This is a genomic window from Leptobacterium flavescens (assembly GCF_010671605.1).
Classification (GTDB): Bacteria; Bacteroidota; Bacteroidia; order Flavobacteriales; family Flavobacteriaceae; genus Leptobacterium; species Leptobacterium flavescens.
This window is the reverse complement of the sequence record NZ_JAABOO010000002.1, coordinates 719,005-737,694: the sequence shown is the minus strand read 5'-3', so window position 1 is coordinate 737,694 and position 18,690 is coordinate 719,005. Positions and strand designations below refer to the sequence as shown.

Below are 18,690 nucleotides of genomic sequence, written 5' to 3'. Positions count from 1 at the left end.
TAATTAATTATTGTTTTTCATTATTAAAAAATTCTTCCAGGGCAGCGAGATCCGTGATCAGTACCTGTCGTGCTTTACTTCCTTCAAAAGGACCTACAATACCTGCGGCTTCCAGCTGATCGATCAACCTTCCCGCTCTGTTGTATCCGAGTTTCAGTTTTCGCTGTAAAAGTGAGGCTGAACCCTGCTGAGCGGTAACGATCACTTCGGCAGCTTCCCTGAAGCGTGAATCCCTGTCAGATACATCTATATCAAGACCTGTGCCAGATTCTTCACCAACGTATTCCGGCAGTAAATGTGCTTCCGGATACGCTCGCTGAGAACCTATATATTCGGTTATTTTTTCTACTTCCGGAGTATCCACAAAAGCACATTGCAGACGAACAATATCATTCCCCTGTGTGTAGAGCATATCCCCTCTACCAATGAGCTGATCCGCTCCCTGACTGTCCAGAATGGTCCTTGAGTCTATTTTAGAGGTTACCCTGAAGGCAATTCTGGCCGGGAAGTTAGCTTTAATAATACCCGTAATAACATTTACCGAAGGCCTCTGGGTGGCAATGATCAGGTGAATTCCGATGGCACGTGCCAATTGTGCCAATCTGGCAATAGGTGTTTCCACTTCCTTCCCTGCTGTCATGATAAGGTCGGCAAATTCATCAACCACCAGCACAATATACGGCAGGAATTTATGTCCGTCATTCGGATTGAGCTTCCTTGCCTTGAATTTGGTATTGTATTCCTTTATGTTACGCACCATGGCATTTTTAAGAAGCTCATAGCGATTATCCATTTCAATACAAAGCGAATTAAGGGTATTAATTACTTTCGTATTATCGGTAATGATCGCATCTTCAGAATCCGGTAATTTGGCCAGATAGTGTCGTTCTATTTTATTGAAAAGCGTAAGTTCTACTTTTTTAGGGTCCACCAGAACGAATTTCACCTCCGCCGGATGTTTTTTATAGAGGATAGAGGTAAGGATAGCATTAAGTCCCACCGATTTTCCCTGACCTGTAGCTCCCGCCATCAGAAGGTGAGGCATTTTTACCAGGTCTACCACATAGGTTTCATTGCTGATGGTCTTTCCGAAGGCGATGGGTAATTCCATTTCTGCCTTCTGGAATTTCGAAGAAGAGATCACCGAACGCATGGAAACGATGGTTGGTTTTTTGTTTGGCACTTCAATACCAATCGTTCCCTTGCCCGGAATAGGTGCAATGATCCTGATCCCCAGTGCGGAAAGCGATAACGCAATATCGTCTTCCAGGTTCTTGATCTTTGAGATACGTATTCCCGCTTCCGGAACGATCTCATATAAGGTAACCGTAGGCCCGATAGTTGCCTTGATCTGTGCAATCCCTATTTTGTAGTTTTTAAGGGTCTCTACGATCTTATTCTTATTTTCTTCCAGTTCCTCCTGGTTAATGGTAATGCTTCCCGCTCCGTAATCGCTCAGCAATTCGATAGTCGGGAATTTGTAGTTACCCAGTTCCAGGGTAGGATCAAATTCTCCGAAATCTTCTACCAGTTTATCAGAAAGGTTCTTCTTTTCCTCTTTTTCTTCTGTAGGAGCTGCAATTTCCACTTCCAGTTTTCCTTCTTCTTTTTCCTCTTTTGGTTTGCTCTCTATAGACATTTCGGTTGCAACCGGTTCTTCCTCTGCAACTTTAACCTCAAAGGAGTTTTCTATGTCAACATCCGAAAGTTTATCTATGGTAGAATAATTCTGTATGGTGGGCTCCATGTTTTCCAGAGAAAGCTCGAATACAGATTTTTTGCCATCATCTTCTGTAGTCTCCGCTGGTGTTTCGGTATTTGCAACCACAGGAGCAGCGGTTTTTTCTTCACTTTTAAAATCGGAGGCGATCTCTTCCTGCTTTCTGATAAAATACTCGCTTATTTTTTCAGGATTGAGTTTTAAGCGGATCACCAGGTAACTGATAAGTACAAAGGTGAGCAGGAGGATAACTCCTATCTTTCCGATATATATCTGAAGGAAATCGTTGAGTTCATAACCGATGATCCCGCCCAGAAGCGGTGCTCTTTCTCCAAGGAAACCAAACAGGGTGGAGGTCCATGTAATAATTAGGATACTCCAGAACCATCTGTTGATCAGGCTGTTCTTTTTAATACTGAGGAAAAAATAGAGGCCTGTAAAAAAGAAAAGGAAAGGGAAAACAAAAGAAGAGATCCCGAATCCCTTATAGATGAACAGATGACTGACGGAAGCTCCGAATTTCCGCATCAGGTTTTTAGCTTCGGAATTGCGATTGGCAAAATCCGATAGCAAACTCTGGTCCTGTTGCCAGGTAAAGAAATAGGAAACGAAAGCAACCAGCAGGCCAATACTGAAAAGCATTAAAAGTGTCCCAAAAATGATCTGATATTGTTTAGGAACTGAAAAGGATTTTGCTGGCTTGGTTTTCTTGCGTGCGGTAGTTTTTTTATCTGTCTTTTTTTTCGCCATTAGCAACGTTAGGTTTAAAACAAAAATACAAATTACTAACGTTTTACTTCAATATATATTTTTAAAATATTTTGGGAAGATAGATGATGCAGGCAACGATAACGGCCACAATGGCACTGATAAAAACCGCACCGGCCGCTATGTCCTTTATAAAACCGATCTTATCATTAAAATCGGGATGGATAAAATCGGCCATTTTTTCAATAGCGGTATTTACACCTTCCACACTCATGATCAGGCCTATGGTAAGGATCTGGATCAGCCATTCTGTGGAAGAAATATTAAAATAGAAACCTGCCAGAGTTACCAGAATACTCATAAATACCTGTACCTTGATACTGGCTTCGGTAGTTATCAGCAGAACAGCACCCTTAAATGCATATCCTACGCTCTTTATTCTTTTAATGATAAAATTAGTCATTCTGAAGAGCTTCTAGGGCAGCTTTGTAATTGGGCTCGTCTACAATCTCATTTACCTGCTCCGTATATTTTACAATACCGTTTTCATCTAATACGATAACCGCTCTGGAATGAAGTCCGTCTAAAGGACCATCGGTAAATTCGAGCCCGTAGTCCTTCCCGAAAGCTCCGTTCTTAAAGTCGGATAGATTGATCACATTTTCCAGCCCTTCTGCTCCGCAAAACCTCGATTGTGCAAAAGGAAGGTCCCTGGAGATACAAAGTACCCTGGTATTTTCGAGTTCGCTTGCTTCCCGGTTAAAGGTCCTTACCGAAGTAGCGCAGGTAGAAGTATCTATACTTGGGAAAATATTGAGAACCACTTTAGATCCTTCAAAATCCTTTAGAGTGGCGTGTGTCAGATCGTTTTTTACTAATTGAAAATCCGGAGCTTTATTTCCCGTCTGCGGCAAATTACCTATGGTATTTATCGGATCTCCTTTTAATGTAACTGTTGCCATGTTTCGTCTTTTACAATTAATTATTCAAATTTAATACAAAAGAAAATCCTCTGCGAATTTCTGCAGAGGATTTCTATGTTTTTCATCGAATTTATAAAGAGCTCAGTTATTGATCTATAGATCCAAGTACTCTCGACATAAATCCGTTTAGAGCTTCTTTTTTGTCCATTCCGCTCTGTATGCTTTTATGAACCTCAATAGCTCCGTACATATTGGAGATCAGTTCGCCTATTACATCCAGTTCTTCGTCTTTAAGGGAAGGGACTTCCGTAATAGCTTCTAAAGTCTCGATAGCTTCTACTACAAAATCTTCATCGTTCTCTTCAATGAAGTTTGTCAGTTGTTTAATTAGCGGTAACTTCATTTACAAGATCTGTTAATGATTCCAGTTTATTAGTCTGTACCTGGTTTACGAATGCCCCGTTCTTAAAGGTTGCGAAAGTCGGAAGGTTATCCACTTTGGCAAGTTTTCTCGATTCCGGGAATTTTTCCGCATCAACCACAACAAAAGCAGCCTGCTCGTTTTCCGAGGCCATTCTTTTAAACTTGGGTTTCATGATCCTGCAGTTACCACACCATCCCGCAGAGTACTGAACCACTACGGTCTCATTATTAGCGATAACTTCAGACAGATTGTCCTGATCTAATTCCTGTATCATTTTTCTTAGTTAAGAGAGTGGCTTAAATATTCTGCTACTCCGTCTCTTGTAGCTTTCATAGCTTCTTTCCCGTCTTCCCAGTTTGCAGGACAAACTTCTCCGTGATCCTGAACGTGAGCATAAGCGTCGATCAGTCTCAGGTATTCGTTTACGTTTCTCCCAACAGGCATATGGTTAATACCTTCGTGGAAAACAGTTCCTTCTTCATCTATTAAATAAGTAGCCCTGTAGGTTACGTTATCACCTTCAAAGATGAACGCGTCCATATCTTCATTATAAGTTTCGTTCTGAAGATCAAGGATCCCAAGGATATTAGCCAGGTTACGGTTAGAATCAGCAAGGATAGGGTAGGTAACTCCTTCGATACCTCCGTTATCTTTAGAAGTGTTTAACCATGCAAAGTGTACTTCAGCAGTATCGCAAGACGCACCTATAACGATCGTATTTCTTTTTTCGAACTCAGGTAAGGCTTCCTGAAATGCGTGTAGCTCTGTCGGGCACACAAAAGTAAAATCTTTTGGATACCAGAAAAGAAGTACTTTTTTCTTGTTGTTTACTGCTTCTTCCAGAACATTCAGTGAAAATGTGTCGCCCATTTCATTCATTGCGTTCACATTAAGATTTGGAAATTTTTTACCTACAAATGCCATTGATTTTGGTTTTAATTTTTTAATAATTTCCGGCAAAAGTAAGTCGCAGATCGCTAATAAAAAATATCTGATATTAGATTTGTTTATAATTATATAAGGAAAGCTTATATTAAAAATAAAAGAGGCTGATAATGATGTCATCAGCCTCTTTTTCTATAAGTTTTTAAAGTGATTTTATTTTGTTGTCAATTGCTTGATCTTTATTTTGAATGCTGCAAAAAGCAGGGTCATAAACGGACTCAGCCAGTTGAAGATCGCATAGAAGAAATACTCACCTACACCAACACCGAGTACTCCCGATTGATAGGCTCCACAGGTATTCCAGGGAATCAGCACTGAGGTTACCGTACCCGAGTCTTCCAGGGTCCTACTTAAGTTTTCAGGAGCCAGGTTCCTGTCTTTATACGCCTTGGAGAACATCTTTCCCGGTACTACAATAGCCAGGTACTGATCGGAAGCCGTAACGTTTAAGGCCAGACAACTTGCTACGGTACTTGCAAAAAGACCGAAGGTGCTGGTAGCCAGATTAAGCAGGGCTTTACTGATAGTAGCAAGAGCTCCGATGGCATCCATAACCCCTCCGAAAACCATGGCACAGATGATCAGCCAGATGGTGTTAAGCATTCCGTTCATTCCCCCCGAAGAGAACAGGTCGTTTAATTCGGCACTGTTGGTCTGTACGGCGGTATCTACGGTCATGGCGTTCATAACACCTTTATACGCCGAATTGAAGGTCAGACTACTTTCTCCCGAAACGCTAAGAACGATATCCGGTTGTGCAATTATGGCGGCAACTGCTCCTAAAAGAGTTCCGATCAATAAAGCAATGATCGGCGGAGTTTTTCTGACGATTAAAAAGATAACTACGGCCGGAACGAGAAAGAGCCACCCGTTTATATTAAAAGCCTGATCTATGGCTATAAGTTTATCTGAAATATCAGGAGTTCCGGTGGTTTCTATCCCCAGTCCTATTAAAATAAACACGATAAGCGTAACTACAATGGTAGGTACGGTGGTCAGGGCCATATAGCGAATATGGTCGAACAATTCCCCTCCGGCCATTGCAGGAGCAAGGTTTGTTGTATCGCTAAGAGGAGACATCTTATCTCCGAAATATGCTCCCGAAATAACAGCTCCTGCTGTCATCCCCATGGATATACCGAGTGTATTTCCAATTCCGATAAGGGCGATACCCACTGTAGCCGAAGTGGTCCAGCTACTTCCGGTAGCAATAGATATGATGGCACATATAACAATACAGGCCGGAAGAAAAATGGTGGGATTCAGTATTTTGAGCCCGTAATAGATCATGGAAGGAATAATACCACTAATAAGCCAGGTACCGGCCAGGGCTCCTACAAATAAGAGAATGATCAGTGCTCCTGTAGTCGATTTGACATTTTGCGCTACCTCTTCCAGCATTTGTTTATAGGATACTTTGTTCCAAAAACCGACGATGGCGGCAACGGCTGCCCCCATTAATAAAATAAACTGATTACTCCCGCTCAGGGCGTCGTCTTTAAAAACAAAGAAAACATTGTAAAAAAGCATTAAAACAAGAGCAAAAACCGGAATAAGGGCCTCCCAGATGTTCAATTCTTTATTTTCTACAATCTTTTCATCCTGGGGTTCTGTAGGCACGATGTCTTGACTTTCCATGAAGTATTTTTAAAATTCGAAGTGTAATAATACAATTTTGAACGACTTCTTGCAAGTACAAAGAAAAAAGCCTGAAAAAAATCAGGCTTCCTTTAAAATGCTTTCGGTTTCCAGAATATCCAGATCCTGCATACATTTTTTCATCATAGCGTAGGTTCGCTCTATATCGTTATCCAAGCCGATGGAGAAACGTATTAAACCGTCCGTAAGCCCCATTTCTGCCTGTTCTTCTTCCGATATTTCCGATGAAGTAGAAGTTCCCGGAGCACTGAAAAGGGTCTTGTAAAAACCTAGACTTACCGCCAGATAACCCAGGTTGTTATTCTGCATGTGTTCCATCAGGGCATTGGCCTTGTCCAGAGAACCTACGTCTATGGTGAGCATTCCGCCAAAGCCGTATTCTTCATTCATTTGTTCTTTCATGTTTTTATAACCCGGATGCGATTCAAGCCCAGGATAAACTACTCTCAGTCCGTCTTTTTCGAATTGCTGAGCAAGGTATAGAGCATTCTCACTGTGTTTCTTAACACGGATATGAAGTGTTCTGAGATTCTTAAGAATGGAAGAGGCTCTTAGGCTATCCATGGTACTTCCCAATAGCATACAGGCGCCGTCATTAACATCTTTAAGGCTGAGGATCAGTTCCTGGCTTCCGCAGATCACACCGCCCACGCTATCACTACTCCCGTTAATGAACTTTGTAAGACTGTGTATTACCACATCGGCACCAAGCTCGGCCGGTGCAATATTTAAAGGAGAGAAGGTGTTGTCTACCACCAAAGGAATATTATGCTTTTTGGCAATGGCAGCCAAAGCCTTTATATCTGCGATCTCGAGTAACGGATTGCTAACCGCTTCGCAATACAGCATTTTCGTATCTGCCGTAATGGAAGCTTCTACCGTTTCGGGCTTGGTGATATCGATAAAAGAGGTTTGTATATTTAGTTTGGGAAGAAAGTTCTTCATAAAGGCATAGGTACCTCCATAGACCGTCCTGCTCGAAACGATATGAGAACCTGCTCCGCAAAACTGAAGGATAACAGCGGTAATAGCACCCATTCCCGAAGCGGTTACGGTAGCAGCTTCCGTACCTTCCATTGCTGCCAGTGCTTCTCCAAGATACAGATTGGAAGGGGAGGAGTGACGTGAATATAAATAACAACCTTCGGTATTTCCTTCAAAAGTATCGAACATGGTCTTTGCCGAAAGGAAGGTATAGGTTGAAGAATCGGAAATAGAAGGGTTAACGCCTCCGAACTCTCCGAAGTACTGTAGATCCTGGATCTTGTTTGCCGGTTTGAATTTCATAATGAATGGGTTTATTCATCAAAATAACCATATATAAGTATAAAAATCAATACAAATTCATTTATATAGAATATTTTTCTTATTAAATCGATTTATGCAAAAAAATATTAATTACATTTGAAATAGTTTTTACTAAAAAGCGAAAATATTTCAGATGAAACTCGATGCCATAGATAAACAGATCCTGGAGTTACTTCAGGAGAACAGCAAGAGAACCAACAAAGAGCTTTCCTATAAGCTTAACCTTTCTGTAACCGCGGTTTTTGAGCGGATAAAACGCCTGGAAAAGGAAGGAGTGCTCTCTAAATATGTGGCACTGGTTAACAAGGAAAAAGTAAACAGGTCGTTCGTGGTATTCTGCCATATCAAATTGCTGCAGCACAGCAAATCCTTCCTGACCCGTTTTGAAGCTGAAGTGCTTAAACTGGATGAGGTACTGGAATGTTACCATGTGAGCGGGGATTACGATTATATTCTTAAGATCTTTGTCAGCGATATGAATGCATACCGGGAATTTATGGTAACCAAGCTAACTACGCTTCAGCATATAGGGAGTACGCAGAGCACCTTTATGATAGGAGAGGTGAAGAATTCTACCGCTATCAGCCTTTCCTGAACCCTGATCAATCTATGAGCGGGAAACGGTAAATATGATAAGGAGCATGCTTTTTCATATGCTTTTTGCTCTTTAGCATCTGATTGGGAAGATCGCTGTCTGCCAGGTACATATATCCGTCCCCACCGAGGGAAAATCCATCCGCCCAGCGTATTTTAGGGTCCTTTATTAATGTATAGGCCTTTCCCGAAGGCTCCTGTACATATACCCCGTTATGTTCTATATCGGTAATGTAAACATTGCCGTTAAAGTCGGTTCGTATCCCGTCGCTCAGCGGTTTAACTCCCACAAGTTCCACAGCAGCATCGATTTCTTCCTCAGGTAAATCAAAATCAGTAGCGGTTTTTACCGGGATCCTGTAGAGTTTGGAATGCCCCATAGCAGCAAAATAGAGGTATTTGCCATCTTTTGTAACATCCAGTCCGTCTACTCCGATAAGCAGATCTACCAGGCCTCCCGCAAATCGCATCTTACGGGCAGGAGTAACCGGAACATAACCTTCGTCCTTTACTGCCTCATGACCTTCAAGTATTCTGCGGCTTTTTCCTGTTTTGATATTGTAAACTACAATGGCTGGATTACGCCTGAAGAAGCTCACGTCTGAGATAAAAACATAGTTGCCGTCCGGACTCACACTTAGATCATTAAAAAAGGAAAAGGTCTGTGCTATTGCCTTCGGGAATATATGCTCGTGTACCTTTTGATCGGTTTTCAGATCGAAAGCTAAAAGTTTTACGGGATCAAAACCGTGGTTCCCGTGATCTATGGTCCATAATCGTTGTTGGTCATCCACAAAAACACCTAACACCGTTTTAAAAAGAGAGGATTGGCTTTCGGCATCCGGATAGGGTGAAGCCTTTCCGTTTTTAATAACCATCAGTTTGTTTGTTTTTGGCCTGCTTTCGGGATGAATACTGAAAAATACCCGCTGGTCGGTGCTGTCCCTGCTTACTGCTATATTGCCGATGGGTTCCTCATAGGAGAAAAACAGCTCTGTCTGTGCTTCGGTATAGATGGGAGCGGTGGAAACATCGGTATATTCCTTTCCTCCTCCGTAACGTATCCTGAGGAAAAGAGCAAGAAGGATAACAAAGAAAAACAGAAGAAGAATAAAGCGTTTCAGGTATTTTTTTAACATTTTCCGATAGGTATTTAACAACAGGCGATGATGGCTGATTTTACTTAAGATCAAGTTAACCAAATTTGTACCTGTTTTCAAATAAACATTCGTACTTTTGTACGACTAATGATAAAAATACTTCAAATAAATCATTTATGAATCAATACGATGTAGCCGTAATAGGCTCAGGTCCGGGTGGATATGTAGCAGCAATCAGATGTGCTCAGCTCGGAATGAAAACTGCGATCATAGAAAAATACTCAACACTTGGTGGAACCTGTCTTAACGTAGGATGTATTCCTTCGAAGGCCCTTCTCGATTCTTCACATCACTACGAGGATGCTGTTAAACATTTTGAGGAGCATGGGATAGAGATCCCGGGAGAGGTTAAGGTAAATCTGGAGAAAATGATTGGCCGTAAGCAGGCAGTTGTAGACCAGACTACCAAGGGGATCCAGTTCCTAATGGACAAAAATAAGATTGATGTATACGAAGGATTGGGAAGTTTTGTGGATGCTACTCATATTGCCATTCAGAAAAACGACGGTTCTTCCGAACAGATAGAAGCAAAAAACACAATTATAGCTACAGGTTCCAAGCCTTCAAGCTTACCTTTTATCAATATAGATAAGGAAAGGATTATTACTTCAACGGAAGCATTAAAGCTTAAGGAAGTTCCTAAACATATGATCATTATTGGTGGAGGAGTTATCGGATTGGAATTAGGACAGGTTTACAAGCGATTGGGAGCTGATGTATCTGTGGTAGAGTTTATGGATCGTATCATTCCGGGAATGGATGGTTCGCTTTCCAAAGAGCTTCAGAAAGTGCTGAAAAAGCAGAAGATGAAGTTCTACACTTCTCACAAGGTAAAATCGGTGGAGCGTAAAGGAGATGAGATCATTATTAAAGCCGATAACAAAAAAGGAGAAGAAGTAGAATTTAAAGGAGATTACTGCCTGGTATCTGTAGGGAGAAGACCTTATACAGACGGATTGAATGCAGAGGCTGCAGGGGTAAAAATTAACGAAAGAGGGCAGGTAGAGGTAAATGATCACCTTCAAACCTCGGCACCGAATATCTACGCAATTGGCGATGTGATCAGGGGAGCTATGCTGGCGCATAAAGCCGAAGAAGAAGGAACTCTGGTAGCTGAAACCCTTGCAGGGCAGAAGCCGCATATAGATTACAACCTTATCCCGGGAGTGGTATATACCTGGCCGGAAGTGGCTGCTGTTGGAAAAACAGAAGAGGAATTAAAAGAAGCCGGGGTAAAATATAAAGCCGGACAATTCCCGATGCGTGCCCTGGGCCGTGCAAGAGCCAGTATGGATATCGACGGATTTGTAAAAATCCTCGCTGATGCGGAAACCGATGAAGTGCTAGGTGTTCATATGGTAGGAGCAAGAGTTGCCGATCTGATCACAGAAGCGGTAACAGCTATGGAATTCAGAGCATCTGCTGAAGATATTTCCAGAATGAGCCATGCGCACCCGACCTATGCGGAAGCTGTAAAAGAAGCTGCACTGGCAGCAACAGATAACAGGCCGATCCATATTTAGAATAAAGTAAATACATATAAAAAAGCCCTGACAGTTGTCGGGGCTTTTTAGTTTATCAGGCTTGAATTTTACAAGCTGTTATGTGTTCCGTCGCAATAAGGAGGATTGCTTGTTTGTTTGCAGGTACACAAATATTTGGTTCCGCTTTCTTCGGCTTCAAAGCCCATGGAAACCTTATCGGTATCTGCAGCTCTGTGCGAACCGTCGCAAAACGGCTGATCGCCGCTATGGCTGCAACTGCACCACGCATATCGCTTTCCTTCTTCGAGTTCTACTCCTATAGGTTCGTATTTTTTTTCTTCACTCATACTTTTATTTTTTAGGATAACTAAAATAAAAAAAGAGGAATTAAGATTCGTTTTAAATTGGGAAGGTTAGTTGTTAGCCATTAGCGGTTAGCCTTTAGTTACTTGTTGCTCGATTTGTCATCTCGAGCATCCTAAGCTAGCACTATCCCGATAGCTATCGGGATGTGACTAGAGCTATATATCCTAAAGACACACATTCCTCCTTTCCTTGCAGAACAAAAAATCACCTCTCAAAAATGAAAGTGGCTTGTCTTTATTCTATCCCACGCAAGTTACAAACTTGCGCTAGCAGGGAGAGAACGAAATCCTCAAGGGGGCAATACTAAAAACCATCAACTAAAAACCATCAACCAACAACTAACAACCATCAACCAACAACCAATTGTTCATTGTTCATTGCTCATTGATTATTGCTCATTGTTAACTGCCTAAATCCTTGCCTGATAAGTATACAGATCAAAATAACGGCCTTCTTTTTGTATGAGTTCTTCGTGGGTACCCTGCTCGGCGATCTTTCCTTTTTCTATAACCAGGATCTGATCTGCTTTACGGATCGTACTCAACCTGTGGGCAATTACAAAAGTGGTCCGGCCTTTCATCAGCTCGGCTAAACTCTTTTGTATGAGAGCTTCACTTTCGGTATCCAGATTAGAAGTGGCCTCATCAAGAATAATGATCTTCGGATTGGCCAGGATAGCTCTTGCAATGGCGATACGCTGGCGTTGTCCCCCGGAGAGCTTTACACCTCTTTCCCCGATAAGTGTATCCAGTCCGTCTTCAAAACGATCGGTAAACTCGTTAACATAGGCGGCGTCCACTGCTTTTAATAACTCCTCCTCACCGGCATCCGGCCTCGGAAACAATATATTTTCCCTGATACTTCCTTCAAAGAGGAATTCATCCTGTAAAACCACTCCCAGGTACTGGCGATAGCTATTGAGATGTACTTTGGAGAGATCCTGCCCATCCACCGTAACCATACCCGATCCGGGGGTCAGAAAGGATGCGGCCAGTCCGGCAATAGTAGATTTTCCGGATCCCGACGATCCCACGAGGGCCGTAATACTGCCCGAATTGGCTTTAAAGCTGATATTATGAAGTACTTCCTTCCCTTTTTCATAGGCAAAGGACACATTATTAAAGACAATATTCCCTTCTGTTCTTTCCAGTTGAACAACCCTGTTTTCTTCATCGTTTTCAGGCTCCATATTCATTAATTCCTCGGTTCTGTCAAGACCTGCCAGTGCTTCTGTCAGCTGACTTCCAATATTACTCATCTGAACAATAGGCGCGATCATAAAGCCCAGGTAAAGGGTAAAGGAAAGGAAATCACCGATCGTGAGGTGACCATTAATAATATTGTAGCCTCCGATCCCCATAATACCCGTAGAAGCCAATCCGAGTAAAAAAGTAGAGGAACTCGTAATTAAAGCAGTGGAGGTAAGGCTCTTTTTGACATTGAGGAAAAGGCGTTCCACTCCATCTTCAAACATCTTATTTTCCTGCTCCTCTGCGTTAAACCCTTTTATAACACGTACCCCGTTCAGTGTTTCTGTTAACCTTCCGGTCACTTCGGCGTTAATTACCCCTCTCTTCCTGAAAATAGGGCGTATATATTGAAATGCTTTTAGTGCCACCAGGGCAAATATGATTACAGGAATTAAGACAAAGGCCGTCATGGAAGGGCTTATGCTTATTAAGATGATCAGAGAAAAGACAGAGGTCAAAGTTCCACCTACCAATTGTACCAGGCCGGTTCCTACCAGGTTACGTACCCCTTCTACATCGGTCATAATTCGGGAAACCAGCTCTCCTGACTTTGTATTATCAAAAAAACTAATAGGCAGGGAGAGCACCTTTCGCTGTACCTGTGCTCTTAAGATAGAAATTAGCCTTTGAGCTTCCACACTCAATATCCGCGTAAGCAGAAAAGAAGTTGAAGCCTGTACCAGGATAGCAGATCCTACAGCAATTAAAAGGAGTTTGAGCATCTGCAGGTCCTTATCGACGATCACATCGTCTACCAGGAATTTCATTGCTCCCGGTAATACCAAACCCGCTACACGACTGATAAAGATGAGGATAAGACCTATAAATACAATTTTCCTTCTGGGCCAGATAATCGTTTTAAAGGCCTGTTTTATACTTACTTTTTTCTTGGACATAGATTGTATCTGAATTTTAGAAACCTAAAAATACGGAATTACAAATGTCCGGGATAAATAGTGAGTCAATTATTTTACAAGCTCGGTATGCGGGTAAGCAGCTTTCCAGCCAAACCAGAATGCATTATAGGCCGGGATACGTTGCAGTATCTCTCCGGTGGTACTTTCCAGCTTGTCTTCCGATAGTGTCCATGATCTTCCCAAATGATCGGTCGCGGTAAAATCGCCGTCGTAATCGCTGAATACTGCTCCTTTGGTCTCATAAACCCGGTTAGCTCCTGTTTTATCGGTAAGCACAACAAAATTCATCTTCCCGATCGTATGCTGATAAACCGGATTCTTTTTAAGGAATTTGGTAGATACCGCCAGGGCATCTTCGGGATATTCGGCCAGTCGGATAGCCAGAATAGATTGTTTGTTTTTTAGTTTTTTATCGGGAGAGGGAACGTTGAACATCAGTTCATCGGTAGCAAAGTAATCCTGGTATGCCACTCCTTCGCCATAATCCCTTCTGTGCCCTGTGTTAAGCGACAGAACCTTGGTATTGGGATGTCTTTTCTTCCATTCACCCCAGGTAGTGGTTACCACACTCATATATTCCAGTTCAATGCCTTTTCCTACCAGAGGGCCGACTACCGGTTTACCCCAAAGGGTATTCCATAGAGATTGTGTAGCCTTGTCATACATGAGTTTATTGGACCTGTAGAGGAATCCGCTGGTCCCAAATCGGTGTTTTACTCCTTTATGTTCTGTTTTGTACAGGATCACGGTACCGCAAAGCGTACAGTATACGCCCGCAACCGGAATGCCTCCCACTTCATCGGTAAACATCTCGTGCCATGCCAGTATTCTTTTAGGATAGGCCCGTACATCGCCGTTTACTTCAATCCCGAAAACCACATGATCATCTTCCAGGTATTTGGCTTGTGAAGCTTCGATCATTTTGGGATTTCTCAAAGGCGGTATTCCGTCCTGGCGAACGCCTCCCCAACGTATTTCATCAAAACGGATAATTCGCTCATCCTGGCGGTCCTGAAAATATTTCCCGAACCTGTTGTCTATATAGTTATGTAATTTGGCTTTGAAAAAATGATATTCGGGATGAAGTTTTTCATCCTTACTCCAGATCCATTCGTACCATTTATTATGATCGTAACCGAATTGCTTTCCTGTTTTTTTCTGAAGCAGAAGAGTCAGCTTTAAAGAAAGATCGGTGTTATTGTAGTTAAAATACATCAGCTCCAGCAACATGATCTCGTATTCCGGCTTCCAGTTCTTTTCAATATAGGATAGTGAACGCCCTATAACCACCTGATCTCTTGCATTGATCAGATCGAGAAAATATGTTATTTCAGATTTGTTTGTGCTTAGGGCCAGGCGCTTGTCCTGACTTATAGCCTCATCGGCAAATAGAAAACCGAACAATAAAAATAAAAAGCTGATCTTTCTGATTTTTAACCACATAGAATTCTGTTTATGCTTATTAAGTCGCATAAATAGAAAAGGACTGACTGTCTAAAACTTAAATGTTTTATAAAATTGATGGCAACCCCCGGTAAGAGCTAATGATTAATTCTTTGAAAGCCCCAGGCTTTTAAGGAGTTTGTTCTTAATACGGCTGAGATAAGGTTTGCTGTATTCGTACCCATTACCGATCCTTACCGTGGCTTCGCTTCCGATATTGGCCAGTACCATTTTTATCTGCACTTTATTCCTTCCGTATAGCAGCGACAGATAGGTAACTACTATAAGAAACAGTGCAGCTCCTGTTATGGTATACACCGCATCTACCGAGTGATGGAAATATTTATAAAGTCCGAGTCCGGTAAAACTTCCGTACAGGATAATAAAGTGTATTACATAGATATAGAGGGTGCTTTTTCCAATATCCAGGATGATCTTTGAAGTGATCAGGCTTCTGAAAAACATAAAGACTGCAAATAGGATCAGTACATTACCAAAGCGGATAAACAGGTAGTTGTTATTAAATACATCGGCAAAGATCTGTATTTGCGTCATCTCGAACATGAACAGAAAGAATCTGGACGAGTAGAAGGTAAGCAGCAGCCCGCTGAGGAGTGTTAGTACGATAGCCTTCGGATAGAGATAAGAAACCTGCTTGTATCGCTGAAACAGAACGGCGATAAAACCTCCGATCGAAGCATAACCGAACCATGGGAAAATAGTAAATACAGAACCGTTGGCTTTACTAAAGTAATTAGCTATAAAACCGGGCAGGAAGGAATAATCCAACGCTTTATATGCCGGCTCCAGCAAAAAGATAAACACACTTACGATCCCGAGGATGGTTGGTAACACATACTTCTTTTTATTGGCACTATATGCGTAGATCCCGATAAGGAACAGAATAGACAGACCAATACAGTGCAGTACATCTACCAGGTAGAAACTGTTGTAGATAACTCCGTCAAACAGGCCGAAAATATTTAATCTCAGGAGGTAACCTATTCCGATAAGCATTAATCCTCTTTTGATACCCTTTTTGATCCTTGGGTTCCCGTTTGCCAGAGAACTTCCTTCTCTGATAAGGAGATAAGTAAAAATAAATCCGGATACGGTAAAGAAGGTGGGCGCGGTTATTCCCCTGAAAAATCTCCAGGTAGTATAGATAATATTGTTTTCGTCTCTGAAAGCGGGATGCAGAAGTCCGTCAATAAAATGACCCTGTAGCATCATAAGGATGGCCCATGCGCGCATGGCATCGATAAAATAAAGCCGTACTTTTTTCTGTTCTTTCATTGGTAGATTTTTTCGGAGCTTCACCCAATATCTAAATGGTTGATTTTGAATGAGCTCCGAAATTAAGCAAAATTACAATAATATCTGTTAAGATTTTTTTATACATACGCTTATTCTTTAAAAATAGATTTCTTATTATTGTTAATAATGACTTGTGAGAGATGAAAAAAGAAAGAGTGAGCGCATTTTTTTTAGTGTTAGAAAAAAGCACTTCAATCATAGTAAATTACGGCTTTCCCGGTAGCAATAGAATGAATTCTGGTTTTTGCGGAAGTAATATTGAAAATAAACCTGCCTGATATGCAGATCGAATTAAAAAAATCGGGACATAAATTTCAAAACAGATTGCGCACATCCAGGATCTATAAAACAGACGATATAGGTTCTTTTAAGGATCGTTTGCTAAGCTGGGCCCAGCAATTTGAAGATGTTTTATGGCTCGACTCCAATAATTATCCCCGGGACTACAGCAGTTTTGATTGCCTGCTGGCGGTGGATGCTTTTACCTCAATAAAGACCGATTTTTACAACGGTTTTGAAGACCTGAAGGAATATCAGACCACTACCGGCGACTGGATCTTCGGTTATCTTACCTACGATCTCAAGAACGATATTGAAGATCTGCATTCCTCCAATACGGATGAACTGGATTTCCCTGATCTGTATTTTTTTCAACCCAAAAAGATAATTAGGATACAGGGTGATGAAATTTGTTTTGATTACCTGAATATGGTAGATGACGAGCTGGAGCCTGATTTTATGGAGATTTCCGCTACGGATACTTCACCAGATGAAACCGGAGAAGAAGCACAACCGGTTAAGATCAAGCTGAGGATACATAAAGATGAATACCATTCCAAGTTAGAGAAGATGCTAAAGCATATTCACAGGGGTGATATTTACGAAGCAAATTTCTGCCAGGAATTTTATGCAGAGAATACCAGGATCGATCCCTTAAAGATATATGGCAAACTGAATCGTATTTCTGAGCCTCCCTTTGCTACTTTTCTCAAGATGGGATCCCGTTTCCTGATCTCGGCCTCTCCGGAACGATACCTTCGTAAGGAGGGAAGAAAAGTAATATCCCAACCTATTAAAGGAACCGCAAAGAGATCTGAGAACAGGGAAGAGGATGAAAGCCTGCGGCAAAAATTAAAGCAGGACCCGAAGGAACGGGCAGAGAACATTATGATCGTAGACCTGGTACGGAACGACCTTTCCCGTTTGGCAAAGAAAGGAAGTGTAAAAGTAGAGGAGCTTTGCGAAGTTTATACCTTTAAACAGGTACATCAAATGATATCTACGGTGATTGCGGAGGCAGATGATGAGGCAGGAGCAGTAGATCTTATAAAGGCCACTTTCCCGATGGGAAGTATGACGGGAGCTCCAAAGATAGCGGCCATGAAGATCATCGAGGAACTTGAAACTACCAAAAGAGGCCTTTATAGTGGAGCAGTGGGGTATTTCAGCCCTGAAGGAGATTTCGATTTTAATGTGATCATCCGAAGTATATTGTATGACGATATAAAACAGTACGCTTCCTTTTCAGTGGGAAGTGCCATCACCGCTAAATCTGTTCCGGAGAAGGAATACGAGGAATGTCTTATTAAGGCAAAGGCGATGAGGGAAGTACTCGAAGCTAATTAAATACGGAAGGTTAAGTATGGAACATCAGGAGTTTAATTTTCGATATAAGCAATACGAGCTGTTTGCACAATACTGGAAAACTCAAAACATGAGAGCAGCGGTAGTACTGGTGCACGGAATGGGAGAGCACTCCACCCGTTATACCGATTATGTGATCCCTGAACTGCTTAAAAATGGAATTGCCGTACTTACATTTGATAATTTCGGTCATGGAAAAAGCAGTGGAAAACGTGGGCATTGCCCGGGTTATGAAGCTATTATGGAACTGGTAGATCAAATGCTCGCTAAAGCAAAAGCCTTGTTCGAAAATGTTCCTTTATTCCTGTACGGCCATAGTATGGGAGGAAATGTGGTCATTAATTACACCCTCCGTCATAAACCTCAAATAGTGGGAACTATTGCCACCAGTCCCTTTTTAAAACTGGCTTTTCAACCTCCGGGATGGAAAATAAGTATAGGAAAGCTTTTGCAGCGAATTGCTCCTTCCATAACTCTACCCACAGAACTGGAGGTGGAGGCAATTTCCAAAGATGTTTCCGAAGTAAATAAATACAAAGAAGACCCTTTGGTTCACGACAGGATAAGTCCTAATTTCTCTTTCCCGGTTATGGAAGCGGGAGAATGGGCTCTTTCTAAAGCTGGAGAGTTAGAAGCACCAATGCTCCTACTGCACGGAACCGCAGACAGGATCATCGATCATAAAGCAACTGCCGAATTTAATGAGAAGGCAGGAAACGCCAGCCTTAAATTATATGAAGGCGGTTATCATGAACTTCACAACGACGAAGAAAAGGAAAAACTCCTGGAAGATATCGTTAATTGGATCAATGTTAAATTGCAGTGAGG

General features: G+C 41.8%; 17 protein-coding genes. 4 read left to right on the top strand and 13 right to left on the bottom strand.

What is annotated here, in order from left to right; genetic code table 11:
* Positions 1–7 precede the first annotated feature (7 nt).
* From GWK08_RS10895 to GWK08_RS10860, 8 genes are all read right to left on the bottom strand, one after another.
* On the bottom strand, positions 8–2,470 hold the full coding sequence (locus GWK08_RS10895; protein ID WP_163607201.1) for an FtsK/SpoIIIE family DNA translocase: 2,463 nt from the start codon (positions 2,468–2,470) through the stop codon (positions 8–10).
* Between the two features lie 61 nt (positions 2,471–2,531).
* Positions 2,532–2,891, bottom strand: a complete 360-nt coding sequence (locus tag GWK08_RS10890; RefSeq protein WP_163607199.1) for a diacylglycerol kinase — start codon at positions 2,889–2,891, stop codon at positions 2,532–2,534.
* On the bottom strand, positions 2,884–3,390 hold the full coding sequence (gene tpx, locus GWK08_RS10885; RefSeq protein WP_163607197.1) for a thiol peroxidase: 507 nt from the start codon (positions 3,388–3,390) through the stop codon (positions 2,884–2,886). Before tpx ends, GWK08_RS10890 begins: the two co-directional genes overlap by 8 nt.
* A 106-nt stretch (positions 3,391–3,496) precedes the next feature.
* The gene (locus GWK08_RS10880) at positions 3,497–3,754 is read right to left on the bottom strand and encodes a DUF6952 family protein (protein WP_163607195.1); all 258 of its coding nucleotides are present in this window, start codon (positions 3,752–3,754) and stop codon (positions 3,497–3,499) included.
* The gene (locus tag GWK08_RS10875; protein WP_163607193.1) at positions 3,735–4,049 is read right to left on the bottom strand and encodes a thioredoxin family protein; all 315 of its coding nucleotides are present in this window, start codon (positions 4,047–4,049) and stop codon (positions 3,735–3,737) included. The genes GWK08_RS10880 and GWK08_RS10875 overlap by 20 nt, the downstream gene beginning before the upstream one ends.
* Before the next feature lie 5 nt (positions 4,050–4,054).
* Complete coding sequence (locus GWK08_RS10870; RefSeq protein ID WP_163607191.1) at positions 4,055–4,699, bottom strand: peroxiredoxin; 645 nt, start codon at positions 4,697–4,699, stop codon at positions 4,055–4,057.
* 174 nt (positions 4,700–4,873) lie between these two features.
* On the bottom strand, positions 4,874–6,358 hold the full coding sequence (gene nhaC, locus GWK08_RS10865; RefSeq protein WP_163607190.1) for a Na+/H+ antiporter NhaC: 1,485 nt from the start codon (positions 6,356–6,358) through the stop codon (positions 4,874–4,876).
* Positions 6,359–6,439: 81 nt separating this feature from the next.
* Complete coding sequence (locus GWK08_RS10860; protein ID WP_163607188.1) at positions 6,440–7,666, bottom strand: aminotransferase class I/II-fold pyridoxal phosphate-dependent enzyme; 1,227 nt, start codon at positions 7,664–7,666, stop codon at positions 6,440–6,442.
* A 154-nt stretch (positions 7,667–7,820) separates the two neighbouring features.
* Here GWK08_RS10860 and GWK08_RS10855 point away from each other — a divergent pair, with 154 nt between their 5' ends.
* Positions 7,821–8,282, top strand: a complete 462-nt coding sequence (locus GWK08_RS10855) for an Lrp/AsnC family transcriptional regulator (RefSeq protein WP_163607185.1) — start codon at positions 7,821–7,823, stop codon at positions 8,280–8,282.
* A gap of 7 nt (positions 8,283–8,289) precedes the next feature.
* Here GWK08_RS10855 and GWK08_RS10850 read toward each other — a convergent pair whose 3' ends face one another.
* On the bottom strand, positions 8,290–9,420 hold the full coding sequence (locus GWK08_RS10850; protein WP_163607184.1) for an SMP-30/gluconolactonase/LRE family protein: 1,131 nt from the start codon (positions 9,418–9,420) through the stop codon (positions 8,290–8,292).
* 137 nt (positions 9,421–9,557) lie between these two features.
* Here GWK08_RS10850 and lpdA point away from each other — a divergent pair, with 137 nt between their 5' ends.
* Positions 9,558–10,964: a dihydrolipoyl dehydrogenase gene (lpdA, locus tag GWK08_RS10845; protein ID WP_163607182.1), complete on the top strand. Its 1,407-nt coding sequence runs from the start codon at positions 9,558–9,560 to the stop codon at positions 10,962–10,964.
* A 68-nt stretch (positions 10,965–11,032) separates the two neighbouring features.
* Here lpdA and GWK08_RS10840 read toward each other — a convergent pair whose 3' ends face one another.
* From GWK08_RS10840 to GWK08_RS10825, 4 genes are all read right to left on the bottom strand, one after another.
* Positions 11,033–11,272, bottom strand: coding sequence for a CDGSH iron-sulfur domain-containing protein (locus GWK08_RS10840; RefSeq protein ID WP_163607180.1), 240 nt, complete (start codon positions 11,270–11,272; stop codon positions 11,033–11,035).
* 428 nt (positions 11,273–11,700) lie between these two features.
* Positions 11,701–13,437: an ABC transporter ATP-binding protein gene (locus tag GWK08_RS10835; RefSeq protein WP_163607178.1), complete on the bottom strand. Its 1,737-nt coding sequence runs from the start codon at positions 13,435–13,437 to the stop codon at positions 11,701–11,703.
* A gap of 69 nt (positions 13,438–13,506) precedes the next feature.
* Positions 13,507–14,901, bottom strand: a complete 1,395-nt coding sequence (locus GWK08_RS10830) for a DUF3179 domain-containing protein (RefSeq protein ID WP_163607176.1) — start codon at positions 14,899–14,901, stop codon at positions 13,507–13,509.
* 105 nt (positions 14,902–15,006) lie between these two features.
* Complete coding sequence (locus GWK08_RS10825; RefSeq protein ID WP_163607174.1) at positions 15,007–16,197, bottom strand: heparan-alpha-glucosaminide N-acetyltransferase domain-containing protein; 1,191 nt, start codon at positions 16,195–16,197, stop codon at positions 15,007–15,009.
* A 300-nt stretch (positions 16,198–16,497) separates the two neighbouring features.
* Between GWK08_RS10825 and pabB the strand changes: the two genes are divergently transcribed.
* Both pabB and GWK08_RS10815 read left to right on the top strand, forming a co-directional pair.
* Positions 16,498–17,844, top strand: coding sequence for an aminodeoxychorismate synthase component I (pabB, locus tag GWK08_RS10820; protein WP_163607172.1), 1,347 nt, complete (start codon positions 16,498–16,500; stop codon positions 17,842–17,844).
* A 16-nt stretch (positions 17,845–17,860) separates the two neighbouring features.
* Positions 17,861–18,688, top strand: a complete 828-nt coding sequence (locus GWK08_RS10815) for an alpha/beta hydrolase (RefSeq protein WP_163607170.1) — start codon at positions 17,861–17,863, stop codon at positions 18,686–18,688.
* Positions 18,689–18,690: the final 2 nt, after the last annotated feature.

What these genes read in the sequence shown, in the direction of transcription:
- GWK08_RS10895 (WP_163607201.1), bottom strand. Translation starts at nt 2,470, where the DNA reads ATGGCGAAAAAAAAGACAGATAAAAAAACTACCGCACGCAAGAAAACC.
- GWK08_RS10890 (WP_163607199.1), bottom strand. Translation starts at nt 2,891, where the DNA reads ATGACTAATTTTATCATTAAAAGAATAAAGAGCGTAGGATATGCATTT.
- tpx (WP_163607197.1), bottom strand. Translation starts at nt 3,390, where the DNA reads ATGGCAACAGTTACATTAAAAGGAGATCCGATAAATACCATAGGTAAT.
- GWK08_RS10880 (WP_163607195.1), bottom strand. Translation starts at nt 3,754, where the DNA reads ATGAAGTTACCGCTAATTAAACAACTGACAAACTTCATTGAAGAGAAC.
- GWK08_RS10875 (WP_163607193.1), bottom strand. Translation starts at nt 4,049, where the DNA reads ATGATACAGGAATTAGATCAGGACAATCTGTCTGAAGTTATCGCTAAT.
- GWK08_RS10870 (WP_163607191.1), bottom strand. Translation starts at nt 4,699, where the DNA reads ATGGCATTTGTAGGTAAAAAATTTCCAAATCTTAATGTGAACGCAATG.
- nhaC (WP_163607190.1), bottom strand. Translation starts at nt 6,358, where the DNA reads ATGGAAAGTCAAGACATCGTGCCTACAGAACCCCAGGATGAAAAGATT.
- GWK08_RS10860 (WP_163607188.1), bottom strand. Translation starts at nt 7,666, where the DNA reads ATGAAATTCAAACCGGCAAACAAGATCCAGGATCTACAGTACTTCGGA.
- GWK08_RS10855 (WP_163607185.1), top strand. Translation starts at nt 7,821, where the DNA reads ATGAAACTCGATGCCATAGATAAACAGATCCTGGAGTTACTTCAGGAG.
- GWK08_RS10850 (WP_163607184.1), bottom strand. Translation starts at nt 9,420, where the DNA reads ATGTTAAAAAAATACCTGAAACGCTTTATTCTTCTTCTGTTTTTCTTT.
- lpdA (WP_163607182.1), top strand. Translation starts at nt 9,558, where the DNA reads ATGAATCAATACGATGTAGCCGTAATAGGCTCAGGTCCGGGTGGATAT.
- GWK08_RS10840 (WP_163607180.1), bottom strand. Translation starts at nt 11,272, where the DNA reads ATGAGTGAAGAAAAAAAATACGAACCTATAGGAGTAGAACTCGAAGAA.
- GWK08_RS10835 (WP_163607178.1), bottom strand. Translation starts at nt 13,437, where the DNA reads ATGTCCAAGAAAAAAGTAAGTATAAAACAGGCCTTTAAAACGATTATC.
- GWK08_RS10830 (WP_163607176.1), bottom strand. Translation starts at nt 14,901, where the DNA reads ATGTGGTTAAAAATCAGAAAGATCAGCTTTTTATTTTTATTGTTCGGT.
- GWK08_RS10825 (WP_163607174.1), bottom strand. Translation starts at nt 16,197, where the DNA reads ATGAAAGAACAGAAAAAAGTACGGCTTTATTTTATCGATGCCATGCGC.
- pabB (WP_163607172.1), top strand. Translation starts at nt 16,498, where the DNA reads ATGCAGATCGAATTAAAAAAATCGGGACATAAATTTCAAAACAGATTG.
- GWK08_RS10815 (WP_163607170.1), top strand. Translation starts at nt 17,861, where the DNA reads ATGGAACATCAGGAGTTTAATTTTCGATATAAGCAATACGAGCTGTTT.